Annotated in this window: 7 protein-coding genes; 5 read left to right on the forward strand and 2 right to left on the reverse strand. The window is 70.6% G+C overall.

The window, feature by feature from the left end:
• The first annotated feature begins 11 nt into the window (after positions 1 to 11).
• A complete protein-coding gene (locus LR394_RS09905) occupies positions 12 to 3,107 on the forward strand; it encodes a BTAD domain-containing putative transcriptional regulator (protein WP_231440390.1) in 3,096 nt (1,031 codons plus the stop codon).
• Here the strand turns inward: LR394_RS09905 and LR394_RS09910 are convergent.
• Positions 3,100 to 4,287, reverse strand: coding sequence for a CaiB/BaiF CoA transferase family protein (locus tag LR394_RS09910; RefSeq protein WP_231440391.1), 1,188 nt, complete (start codon positions 4,285 to 4,287; stop codon positions 3,100 to 3,102). The two genes, LR394_RS09905 and LR394_RS09910, sit on opposite strands and share 8 nt — an antisense overlap.
• Positions 4,288 to 4,289: 2 nt before the next feature.
• Positions 4,290 to 5,186 (reverse strand): enoyl-CoA hydratase/isomerase family protein, encoded by an 897-nt coding sequence (locus LR394_RS09915; RefSeq protein ID WP_231440392.1) that lies wholly within the window; start codon positions 5,184 to 5,186, stop codon positions 4,290 to 4,292.
• A gap of 130 nt (positions 5,187 to 5,316) precedes the next feature.
• Between LR394_RS09915 and LR394_RS09920 the strand changes: the two genes are divergently transcribed.
• From LR394_RS09920 to LR394_RS09935, 4 genes are all read left to right on the forward strand, one after another.
• Positions 5,317 to 5,748 carry a GlcG/HbpS family heme-binding protein gene (locus LR394_RS09920; protein ID WP_231440393.1) on the forward strand — a complete coding sequence of 144 codons (432 nt, stop codon included), beginning with the start codon at positions 5,317 to 5,319 and terminating at the stop codon, positions 5,746 to 5,748.
• Between the two features lie 126 nt (positions 5,749 to 5,874).
• The gene (locus LR394_RS09925; RefSeq protein WP_231440394.1) at positions 5,875 to 10,044 is read left to right on the forward strand and encodes a proline-rich domain-containing protein; all 4,170 of its coding nucleotides are present in this window, start codon (positions 5,875 to 5,877) and stop codon (positions 10,042 to 10,044) included.
• Positions 10,045 to 10,131: 87 nt separating this feature from the next.
• Entirely contained in the window at positions 10,132 to 11,241 is a 1,110-nt protein-coding gene (locus tag LR394_RS09930; protein WP_231440395.1) for a serine hydrolase domain-containing protein, read from the forward strand.
• A 119-nt stretch (positions 11,242 to 11,360) separates the two neighbouring features.
• A complete protein-coding gene (locus LR394_RS09935) occupies positions 11,361 to 12,212 on the forward strand; it encodes a MurR/RpiR family transcriptional regulator (protein WP_231440396.1) in 852 nt (283 codons plus the stop codon).
• Positions 12,213 to 12,303 lie beyond the last annotated feature (91 nt).

Consider the following 12,303-nt stretch of genomic DNA (forward strand, 5'->3'; position numbering starts at 1 on the left):
ACACTCGGCCCGTGCAGATCGCCATGCTGGGCCACCTCGAGGTCACCACACCGGACGGCATCGCCGAAGTCCCGGGGGCACGGCTGCGCGGCCTGCTGGTCGCGCTGGCCCTGCACCCCGGGCAAGTGGTTTCCAAAGGCACTCTGACCGAATGGATCTGGGGCGAGAACCCACCCGCCGAGGCCACCAACGCACTGCAGCGGCTGGCCTCCCGGCTCCGCAAGATTCTGCCTCCGGGAGCCCTCGAAGGACTGCCCGAGGGTTACCGGCTGACGATCGAGCCCGAGGCGGTGGACGCGGTGCGGTTCGAGCAGCTGGTCACCGAGAGCCGTTCACCCGCAACCGACGTCACTCACAAAGCAGTTCTGCTCCGCGAAGCTCTGGGCCTGCGGCGCTCAAGCCCAATGGTAGACGTCGGACTCCAGGACAGCGCGCGGTTCGACTCCGAGGTGGCCCGGCTGGAAGAACTGCACCTGACCGCGCTCGAGGACTGGGCCGAGGCCGAGATCGTGCTGGGCCGAGCTGGCGAGCTGGTCGCGCAGCTGCTCGATCTGGCCGTGCTCCACCCCACCCGCGAACGCCTCACGGCCACCACGATGCAGGCCCTCGCCGCAGCCGGCCGGACGAACGAAGCGCTGAAAGCCTTTCAACGCTCGCGAAACGCCCTCGCTTCGGAGCTGGGCGTGGACCCCTCCCCCGAACTCTCGGCCCTGCACGTCTCGCTGCTGCGCGGCGAGGGATCCGATCAGGTCCGCACCCACAACCTCCGCGCCGAGCTCACCAGCTTCGTCGGCCGCCACGACGATCTCGCCGAGGTGCGCCACCTGGTCACCAGTCACCGGCTGGTCACCCTGATCGGGCCCGGCGGCTGCGGAAAGACCCGGCTGGCCAGCGAATCAGCCCTGGGTCTGGCCGATCGGCTGACCCACGGAGCCTGGCTGGTGGAGCTGGCTCCGGTGGGCCAGGGCGGCGATGTCGCTCATGCTGCGCTGGCCGCCCTCGGCCCCCGCGACACGTTGCTCGGCGAATCCGCGGGGGCCGATCCCACCGCCCGGGTGATCGCCGCGATCGGTGCGCGAGACCTGCTGCTGATCCTGGACAACTGCGAGCACCTGATCGAGCAGGCCGCCCGGTTCGCCCACCGGGTGCTCGGCGAGTGCCCCGGCCTGCGCATCCTGACCACCAGCCGGGAACCGCTCGGCATCACCGGTGAAGCGCTCTGGCAGGTCGTCCCGCTGGCGGTCCCGGCCGAGAACACCGACCCGGAGGCCTCGGCGGCCGTTCACCTGCTGCGCGACCGGGCCCGCGCGGTGCGCCGGGATCTGGCCGTCGACGCCGCCACCTCCGAAACTCTCGCCCGGATCGCCCGAGCCCTCGACGGCGTCCCCTTGGCCATCGAACTGGCCGCCGCCCGGCTGCGCACGATGACCCCCGACCAGCTCGCCGATCGCCTGGACGACCGGTTTCGCCTGCTCACTGGGGGCAACCGGACCGCGCTGCCCCGGCACCGGACCTTGCAGGCGGCGATCGACTGGAGCTGGCAGCTGCTCAGCGAGGACGAACGACGGGTGCTGCGCCGGCTGTCGGTGTTCTCCGGCGGCGCCGGCCTGGAAGCGGCCGAGGCGGTCTGCGCCGACGACCAGGTGCTGGATCTGCTCACTGCACTGACCGAGAAGTCGCTGCTGGTGGCCGAACCCGGGGCCGGGTTGCGCTTCCGGATGCTCGGCACGATCCGCGAGTACGCCGCCCGCAAGCTGGACGAGGCCGCCGAGACCGCGCAGACCCGGCAGGCGCACCTGACCTTCTTCACCGAGTTCGCCGAGGCCGCCGAACCTCACCTGCGCCGCGCCGAGCAACTGGAGTGGCTGGTCGCGCTGCAGGCCGAGCACGACAACATCAGCGCCGCGATGCGCCAGGCTCTCGCTTCGGAGGACGCGCTCTGGGCGCTGCGTCTGGCGGCCGCGGCGGGCTGGTACTGGTGGCTCAGCGGGCACAAGACCGAAGGCAGTGAACTCCTGAAGGCGGCCGCCGCACTCCCCGGCCAGGCCCCGGATGCCGCTCGGGCCATGGTCTACGCGCTGATGGCGATGTTCCTGAACTCGGGCCGGGGCGACGAGCGCGATGCGGCCGAATGGATCCAGCAGGCCCACGAACACCGCCTGCTCCTGGCCGAGCCCGCCCCGGTGCTCGAGCTGATCGACCCGCTGCACCGGATGCTGCAGGACCCGGCCGCCTACCTGTCGGCCTTCGAGCCCTTGCTGGACAGCCAGGACCCCTGGGTGAGGGCGCTGGCCCGGCTGCACATGGGCAAGGTGCGGGTGGTGCTCGGGCACAGCGGAACCGAGGCCGACGACCACCTGCGAGAGGCCCTGAGCCAGTTCCGGAGCGTCGGCGAGCGCTTCGGGATCTCCTTCGCCCACACCGAACTGGCCGCCCGCACGGCCACCCGCGGTGATTTCGCGGCCGCGCGTGAGCACTACGAGCAGGCGATCACCGCGGTCACCGAACTCGGCGCCCGGGAAGACGTGATCACGCTGCGCGCCCGGCAAGCTCATCTGCACCTGCGGCTGGGCGATCCGGCCGCCGCCGCGGCCGTACTCGCCGAGGCGCAGCGGCTGGCCGAGCGCTCCACCTGGTCGCTGGCCCTGTTCGATCTCACCATGGCCAAGGCCGCCATCGCCCGCGAGAGCGGCGATCCGGACGAGGCCCGCCGGCACCTCGATCTGGCCACCGGCATGCTCGGTGAGGAGGCCGGCCGCGCCGACTTCCGCGCTCTCCAGCACGACCTGCTCGCCTATCTGACCCGGGACCCGGACGAGGTCCGCTTCCACCGCACCCGGGCCTACCGGGCCGCGCTCGAGACCGGCCATGTCCAGGCCATCGCGCACAACCTGGTCGGGATCGCCGACCTCGCCCTGCTCGAGGGCCGGCCGGAGCAGGCCGCCCGCCTGCTGGCCGCGGCCACTGAGTTGCGGGGCCTGCCCGACCTCTCGAACCCCGATGCGGTGCGGATCGAGCGGGCGGTGGCCGGGCTGGACGCGAGCACCGGGCCTGCGGAGGGTGACTGGTCGACGCTGGCCGAGGCCACGCTTCACCCGCTCAGCTGACCACGCCGGTACTGCGCAGCTGCGCGATTCTCCAGGCGGGCAGGCCCAGTTCACCGAGGATCTCTTCGGTGTGCTGGCCGAGCACCGGGGCCGGACGGCGCAGCCAGCCCTCGGAACTGCCTTCCACCTTGACCGCCTGCCCCAGAACCTGCATCGGGCCAAGCGTTCCGTGCTGCACGGTCTGCACCATGTCCAGCCCTGCGGTGACCGGGTGGTCCAGGGCCTCACCCACGTCGAGCACCGGGCCGCACGGCACGCCGGCCTGGTTGGCCAGCTCGATCCATTCCTCGGCGGTCCTGGTGGCCAGGCGCTCCTCGATCAGGCGCCGCAGCTCACCGCGGTTGGCCATGCGGGCGGCGTTGTCCACGTAGTCCGGATGGCCGATCAGGTGCTCGAGGTCGAGCACCGAGCCCAGGCGGCGCCACATCTTGTCGTTGCCGCAGGCCAGGGTGATCGAGCCGGAGGCGGTGCGGAACGTGCCCTGCGGGAAGATGATCGGGTGGTCGTTGCCGTCCTGGACCGGCACCACGCCCAGGCTCAGGTACTTCTGGGCCTGGTAGGACATCAGCGTCAGGGTGGATTCCATCAGGGACGATTCGACGACCGATCCGTGGCCGGTGCGGTCACGTTCGTGGAGGGCGGCGAGCACGCCTACGGCGGCGAAAACCCCGGTGGCCGAGTCGCTGACCGCGATCCCGACCCGCAGGGATCCGGTCTCGGCGGTGCCGGTGACGCTCATCAGGCCGGACATCGCCTGCGCGGTCTGGTCGAAGCCGGGCAGGGCGGAACCGGGTGGGCGCTGGCCGAAACCGCTGATGTCCACGTAGATCAGGCGTTCGTTGACGGCTCGCAGCGATTCTGCGCCCAGGCCCATCCGGGTGGCCGTGCCGGGGCGGAAGTTCTGAACGAAGACGTCGGCCTCGCGGGCCAGACGCTGCACCAGGTCGAGGCCCTCGGGTGAGCGCAGATCGACGGCGAACGAGCGCTTGTTGCGGTTGCTGGCCATGTAGTACACGCTCTCGTCGCCGTGGAACGGCCCCGATTCGCGAGCCGGATCGCCACCGGGCAGAGGCTCCACCTTGATCACCTCGGCGCCGAGGTCGGCCAGCAGCATGGTCAGCGTCGGGCCGGACAGATAGCGGCTCAGATCAACGACTTTCAGACCGTCGAGAGCGGCCACACCTACCTCCTTCGGGCCTGGAACTGCGGCGATCGACGCTCGAGGAAGGCGGCCACCCCCTCGCGCAGGTCTTCGCCGTCGTAAGCCTGGGCGTGCAGTTGGCGCAGCAGGGCGTGGCTGTCGGTGGCGAACGGGTCGGAGTCGGCCAGATCGGTGACCTGCTTGGCGGCCCGGACGGTGACTTCCGGCGCCAGGCAGATGGTCCGGACCAGTTCGGCCACCGCGGCGGCGAGTTCGCCCTCGGGCAGCACCTTCTGGACCAGGCCCCAGCCCAGCGCCTGTTCGGCGCTGATGACTTCGCCGCTGAGCAGCAGGTACTTCAGGTTGGCGGCACCGATCGCCCGGCTGACCGCACGGGTTTCGGTCAGGCCCAAGGTGACCCCGAGCTTGGCCGCCGGAATGCCGAAGCGCGCGCCGGCCCCGGCCAGCCGGACGTCGCAGGCAGCAGCCAGCTCGCAGCCCCCGCCGATGGCCAGGCCCTGCACCATCGCGATCACCGGGAACGGCATGGCCTCGACGGAAGCCAGGGCGGCGCTGACCGTTTCGTTGTAGCCGGCCGCTACGTCGGCCCCGATCCGGTGGGCGGGGAACTCGGCGATGTCGGCCCCGGCGCTGAAGGCCCGGCCACCGGCGCCGCGCACCACCACGGCCCGCACCGACCGGTCTTCGGCGAGTTCGGCCAGGTTGCGCTCGATCTCGCGCCAGGCCTGCAGATCGAGCGCGTTGTGCCGGCCGGGCCGGTCCAGCGTGATCACCGCGGCGTGACGTTGCTCGACCTCGACCAGATCGCAGCGGACCAGGCCGGCGGCCTGGTTCTCCACCGGATCCGACCGCAGGGCCTCGGCCAGAAGCGTTCCGGAACCAGCTACGTCCACAGTTGTGGTCCTGCCGGCGGCCATGCCTCTCCTCGCCTTTGATCGGAGCCAGGTGGTCAACTCGCGCACATCGTTCCATAATTTCCGAAATGCGTCACGAAAATTCCACCTGGTGAAATTGTTTCGCAGCTCCCCGGATCAAGGAGTCGGCCGGATGAACACACTCACGCTGGACGTCGCCCGCACCATCGTCGCGGCCGCCCGGGACCACGGCCGTCGAGCCGGGCTGAAACCGCTCACCGTGGTGGTGCTGGACGCGGGTGGGCACGTGGTTGCCGCCGAACGGGAGGACGGCGCCTCGAACCGGCGCTTCGACATCGCCTTCGGTAAGGCGCACGGAGCGATCTCGCTGGGGCTCGGCTCGCGAGCGCTGATGGAGCGGGCCGAGCAGCAGCCGTTCTTCATCGCCGCGGTCACCTCGGCGGTCGGCGGTGCGCTGGTGCCGGTGCCCGGCGGGGTGCTGGTCCGTAGCCCTGAAGGCGCGCTGATCGGGGCGGTCGGGATCACCGGCGACAGCTCGGACAACGACGAGGCGGCGGCCGTGGCCGCGATCGAGGCAGCTGGGTTGAGAGCGCAGCCCGCCTGACCGGATGTAGTTGGGTAGGTGACGGTCGGTGACGCTGAGCAGGGCCGGGCCGCCTTTTGGGGTGGCGTTGGACTCTTCGGACCGGCCAGTACGTGTGCATCCGCTGTCTTCCACGACAATCCCCCCATGAGTTCTGACGTGGGGGGACAGCCCGACCTGGGCAAGGGAGTGATCGGCGCGCTACCTGAGCTGCGCCGACTCCTCCTTGACCTCGGCCGTTGTCCCGGCTGTGCGGTGGTGCTGGCGGGGCCTCGATGCTCGTCGTGCGGGATCGATCTGGGCGGGCCGGAGGGGGCCCGCGTCGCCATGCTGAGTCGTGCTGCGGCGGATGCGCTGAACCAGCGCGAGCTGACCCTGAACCATCTGCGGGCCCAGGTGCCGACGGCGTTCCAAACCCAGAACGCCCCAGCCGCTCAGGCGCCCACGGAAGCGGACCAGGCTGCCCCGATGCTGGTCACGCAAGCCCCGGCCACCGAGAACCCGGCTGCCCAGACACCCACCACGTTGGACCAGGCTGCCCAGACACACGACTCAGCCGCCCAAGCACCCGCGACGCTGGCCCCTGCCACACCGGCACCGGAGAGTCCGGCTGGCCAGGCGCCCGTCGCGATCACCTCGGCCACTCAGGCGGCGCCCCCACTCGACCCGGCTCCTCAGACGGCCGGCCCGATTGCCCCTGTTGTTCAAGGCCCCGCCGCGCAGGGTCCGGCCACTCAGAGGCCGCTCCCCCATGGCCCAGCCATGCAGGGCTCGGGTGCTCAGACGTCCGCAGGTCCAGGCTGGGGTCCAGGGCATCCTGGTCCGGCCCAGCATCCGGGCCAGCAGCAGCCGGGCTGGAGCGCTCCCCCGCCTCCGCCGATCCTGTCGCCCCGCAACACCGGCCCGAACGGACCCGCGGGGCCGAACCAGCCGCCCTGGCCTGGGCGCACCCCGGACCGTTCCGCTCCGGCTTGGCTCAGCGTCAACACCGTCCTGGTCGGCATCGGTGCTCTGCTGCTGGCCGCCGCCGCGATCGGCTTCCTGATCTTCTCCTGGCAGAGCATGCCGCTGGCCGCCCGCGCGGCCGTGATCGGTGGCATCACGCTGGCCGCGGTCGGTATTGCCACCTGGCTGCGTCCTCGCCTGCCGGAGACCGCCGAAGCGGTGGGGGCCCTGGCGGTGGTCCTGATCCTGGGCGACGCCTGGGCGATCAGGAACACCGGACTGTTCGGCGCCGACCGGCCGGACGGGATGCTCTACGCCGGCGGCGCGATGATCGTGACCGGGCTGCTGGTGGAGATCTGGGGCCGGGTCAGCAGGATTCGGGCGGCCACGCACGCCGGCGCCGGCCTGATCCCGGTCGGCGTCTTCTACCTGGCCTTTGCGCTGTTGCGAGACTCTGACCCGGTCATCGGGGCCTATCCGATCGCCATGCTGCTGGCCGCGGCGGTCACGTTGTCCCGCCGCACGCTGCCGCAGAACTGCCGGACCGAGCGGATACTCTCCCGCACCCTGGCCGCGCTGTTCCTGGCCAACGCCGCTTTCCCCGCTGCACTGGGCTTCCCGGACGTCTACGGCGCCACGCTCGGGGCTCTGCTCGTCACGCTTCTGCTGGCCGCTCAGACCTGGGCCGACGCACCCCGCAGCGCCGCCGGCCAAAACACCGCGAGCCAGAGCCCGGCCGACCACGGCACCGCAGCTCAGGAAGCACTCAGCCACCCGCACTCACCAGCTCTGCCGAGCCACCTGAACCAGCCGGGCCAGCCCCAGCCGGGCCACTCGCAGCAGTTCAACCAGCACGGCCCGCCCAACCCGCAATCGGGCTGGCCCCAAGGACCGCAGCAAGGCGGGCCCGCACGCCCGACCCCGGCCCGCCCCCGCAACCCGCTCACTCTCAACCGCAACTGGTCCGTCGCCACCGGCGTGGCCGCAGCAGGCACCACCGTGCTCGCCGGCAGCGCTCTGGCCGAGTCCTTCGACATCGCCGGGTTCGTCACACTGATCCCGATCACCGTGCTGCCCGGCCTGCTCCTGCTGGCAGTGTCGTTCCTCAAGCCGGAACCCACCGCCAACCTGCGCCGCACCGCCCTGGCCCTGGGTGTACTCGCCACCAGCAGCCTGGTCGCCCTGCCGACGATCGGACTGGCCCTGTGGCAGGTCGTCCGCCCGATCCCGCCCGAGATCCGCAGCTCCTCCTTCACCACCCGGTTCGGCGATCTCGGCCAGACCGACCCGAGCCTCACCGAACTCTGGTTCACGTCTCTGGCCAGTCTCGCCCTGATCACCGCGGTCGTCTGGGCGATCGGGCGCCACGAGAGATGGCCGAACGGCCCGTGGCCCCAACGCATCCACCGCCCCCTGAACCGGATCCCCCTGCCAGCCACAGCGTCCCTAGTTGTGCTCTTGGCCCTTACCCCCGTGATTCCGGTCGTTGCCACGATTGCCGCTCTGCTCGTCCTTTCATTGGCCGCCGTGGTTCTTGCCCTCCGTAGCCACCGCCACCGACAGCTCCTCTGGATCGCCGGCAGCCTTGTCGGCCTCCTGGGCGTCACTCTGGCCTGGGCCACCGAAGAGCTGCCCGGGGTAGTCACGGTGCTCGCAGTACTGGCGCTTCTGGCCGCCCGGCGCCAAATCGACGCCCCCGACGAGAACAGCCGGTTCGTCAGGGCCGGACTCGCCCTGCTGGCTGCCGGTCTGATCCCGGCGGCGCTGCTCGTGCTGTTCGATCAGATCAAGGTCGACCAATGGACGTCCTTGGTCACCACCGCTCTGATCTGCGGTCTCGGGTCGGCGGCACTGTTCGCGGTACCTCGGCTGCCGCTTCCGCAGCGTCCGGGCCGGGCCGAGTGGAGCCCGATCGACCGCTTCACCGCCGCCGTACCGGGCATCGTCATGCTGGTCATCTCCTACCTGTCGGCGCTCTCCGGCACCCACGAAGTCCCGGTCTGGACCGAACCGGCGATCGTTCTGGTGGCTCTGGTGATCGCCTTGGCCGGAGCGCTGTTGCTGCGCCCGGCGATGGCGACGGCGTTCCCGGAGATGCCCCTGGTTCTCGCCGGGCTGACCACCCCGCTGTTCGGTGCGTTGGTCATGACCAACGCCGACGCCTGGGACTTCACCGCGGTGTCGGCGGGCCTGCTGTGGTCGCTCTCGACGGCGGTGGGCACAGTGGCGCTGACCGTCGCGATGCTGAACGGCGCAGCCGAGACATCACCCTGGAAGGACCGCCGTCTTGGGGCCGAGATTGGGCTTGTGGCCACCGGGGTCGTCGCCCTGGCAGTGACCAGCAGCGCAGACGCGGACAGCGAACGGATGTGGCTGACCCTGCTGATCCTGGGCGCCGCGGCATCGGCCATCGCGCTCACCCCGGAGCGCAGCCGGGTCGGCTGGCTGGCGGGTGTTCTACTCACCGGCTCGTCGTGGCTGCGCCTGGCCGATTCCGGGGTGCAGGTGGTGGAGGCGTACACGGTCCCGCCCGCGGCCGTGCTGCTCGCGATCACCTACTACGCCTCCCGCCGCGCCCCAGCTCAGGCTCAGGCTCAACCGAAAAAGGCTACCGACCCGATCTCCCAGAGCTACCTGGATCTCGGCGTTCTGGCCCGCCCGCTGCTGATGGTCATCATCCCCAGCGTGATCGCCTCGGCCCTGTCCACATCGGTGATCCGCCCGATCGTGCTGATGATCGCGGGCGCGGCGGCCGTCCTGGTCAGCCGCTACTTCCTGCGCGAGCGCCCCGGCCCGGCCCAGGCCCTGACCCTGGTCGGCCTGTTCGCCACGATCGGCGCCGGCCTGCTGCGAACGGTGTTCAACCTGAACGAGTTCGGCCCGCTCAACGGCGATCGGGTTCCGCTGACCACAGTGGAGGCCTGGACCGCTCCGGGCGCCCTGCTGCTCCTGGTGTTCGGCCTGCAGTTGTTCCAGCGCCTGGAGCGGGACCGGCCCACCCCCGACTTCCCCAACTCCTGGACCACTCTCGGCCCCGGCCTGGCCCTGCTGCTCGGCCCGAGCATCCTGGTGCACTTCTCCGAGCTCGAAAGCACCCTGGCCCGGCCGGTTCTGATCATGGTCGCGGCCGCGCTGGCGCTCGCGGCCGGGGCGGTCCGCCGGATGCAGGCGCCGTTCGTGATCGGCGCGGTGGTGCTGACGATGGTGGCCCTGGTGCTGACCGGGCCGTGGCTGCGGGACGTCGGGGCCTCGATCCCGCTGTGGGTCTGGGCTGCGGTGATCGGGCTGGCCCTGCTGCTGCTCGGCGCGGGTTACGAACGCCGCCTGGCCCAGCTGCGCACGGTCCGCTCACGTCTGGTGGCGATGCGCTAGGGGGTTGTCCCACCAGCTTTGAGTCCGCTACCGCCATGGTTACGGCCGATCAGGGCCTGAACCATGGCGGTCATGCGGGGAACAATCATGGCTATCACCGGGATCCTGGCCCTTTCACCAGTGATGGTGGACGCGCCCACGAAACCCCTTCAGCAGCAGGCCGACGCGATCGTGAAGATCGGGGTGATCGGCGCGCAGGTGCGCCTCACCGAAGCCGACGGCCGGCAGCGCACCGTGACCAGCGGCGTCCGTAAGATCAATGAACGGACGCGTCTGGCCGGCAACGAGCATCTGCGCATAGGTAGCATCAGCAAGACTTTTGTGGCGACGGTCGTGCTGCAACTCGACGCCGAGCGCCGCCTGTCACTGGACGAACCGGTGGAGCGCCGGCTGCCGGGGGTGGTGCGGGGCAACGGCAATGACGGCCGGAAAATGACTGTGCGGCAGCTTCTTCAGCACACCGCTGGGATTCAGGACGACTACCCGTTCATGGAATCCGCCGAGGACTACCGCGCGCGCCGCTTCGACGGCTACACGCCTCAGGAAGTGGTGGCCCGGGCGATGAAGCTCAAGCCTGCCTTTGCCCCGGGCGAGGGCTGGTCGTACTCCAACACCGGCTACGCCCTGCTCGGCCTGATCATCGAAAAGGTCACCGGCCGGCCCTGGTACACCGAGGTGGACCGCCGCATCGTCCAGCCGCTGCACCTCAGCGAAACCAGCTGGCCCGGCCGCTCTCCCTTCGTCCCGAGACCTCACGCCCAGGCCTACAACCGCTACCTACCCGAAGAACCCCTCACCGACGTCACTCTGCTCGTGGACGCCGACGCCTCCGGCGGGCTGATCTCCACCACCGCCGACCTCAACCGCTTCTACCTGGCGCTGCTCGGCGGCGACCTACTGCCCAAGCCTCAGCTGCGGCAGATGCTCAGCACTGTCCCGGTCAACGAATCCACCAACACCCTGTGGCCCGGATCCCGCTACGGACTGGGCATCTTCTCCCGGCCCCTGCCCTGCGGCGGCATCTATTACGCGCCCAGCGGCGACCAGGACGGCTGGTCCACCCGCGGCGCCGTCACCCCCGATGCCCAGCGCGCCGTCACTTTGTCCATGTCCACCACCCTGCACGACACCCTCGAGAACGCCCTCCGCCAGGAATCCGCCGCCCAATCCCTCCTCACCACTGCCCTCTGCGACTGATCCGCGATCAGCGTGAAGCCAAGGGCACTCTGGCTTCACGCTGATGCGTCAGCACGTGTTCACCTGGGATTTGCAACTTGCAACCCTCTTGCACGTGCACTTGCAGCTACCTTCGGGGCGTGCTCACTTCCGGGTCTCTGAGGGACCGAATCGACGCCCAGCGGGACCGCTTCTCCCCGGCCGACCGCCGGGTCGTCGACGTCCTGCTGTCGCATCCGGCCGAGGCCGCGGTGCTGCCGGCCGAGCAGGTGGCGCAGCGGGCCGGAGTGCACGTCGCGGCGGCCACCCGGCTGGCCCAGAAGCTGGGCTACAACGGTTATCCGCACCTGCGCAGCAACTTACAGGCCGAGCTGCTGGGGGCGGTGGACGCCGAGGAACGCATGCGGGCCCGGCTGGACCGCACCTCCGGCGACGACCTGCTGGCCGATCTGGTCGAGGACGAGCTGAGCTCGCTGCGGGAACTGCCGCGCAACGTCTCTCAGGAGATGGTGGACACCGCGGCGGGCCGGATCCGTCAGGCCCGCCGGGTGCTGCTCTTCGCCCGCGGCAACGCGACCGTCCTGGCCGGACTGCTGGCCCGTCGGCTCCGACGTTTCGGCACGCTGGTCACCGACCTCACCGTGACCGACCGGGACGTGGCCGAGGAACTGGTCAGCCTGCGTGAGGACGACCTGATCGTGGTCCTCGCCTTCCGCCGGGCTCCTCGCGTGCTGCCCGCCATCGTTCAGACCGTCCGCGAAACCGGCTGCGGCCTGATGGTTCTGACCGACGTCCTGGGAACCCCGGCCGGCGCCCCGCAAGACACCCTGGTCTTGGCCGCCCCGCGCGGCAACGGCCGGGAGTACCAGTCCCTGACCGTGCCGATGGCCCTGTCCAACGCGCTCGTGCTGGCCGTCGCCCGCGCCGACCAGCACTCCGCCTCAACCGCCCTGACCCGCCTCGACACCCTGATCGAGCGCTTCGACAACTAGCAACCAGCAGCAACCGAGAACACGCCAGGAGACGACGTGTCCATCAAGCATGCCCGCACCACCCTCGCCCTCACCGTCGCGGCCGGACTCA

The organism is Kineosporia babensis, from assembly GCF_021129305.1.
Classification (GTDB): Bacteria; Actinomycetota; Actinomycetes; order Actinomycetales; family Kineosporiaceae; genus Kineosporia; species Kineosporia babensis.

Bases quoted from the DNA above. Each gene is read 5' to 3' on its own strand.
- LR394_RS09915 (WP_231440392.1), bottom strand. From the start codon at position 5,186: ATGGCCGCCGGCAGGACCACAACTGTGGACGTAGCTGGTTCCGGAACG.
- LR394_RS09925 (WP_231440394.1), top strand. From the start codon at position 5,875: ATGAGTTCTGACGTGGGGGGACAGCCCGACCTGGGCAAGGGAGTGATC.
- LR394_RS09920 (WP_231440393.1), top strand. From the start codon at position 5,317: ATGAACACACTCACGCTGGACGTCGCCCGCACCATCGTCGCGGCCGCC.
- LR394_RS09930 (WP_231440395.1), top strand. From the start codon at position 10,132: ATGGCTATCACCGGGATCCTGGCCCTTTCACCAGTGATGGTGGACGCG.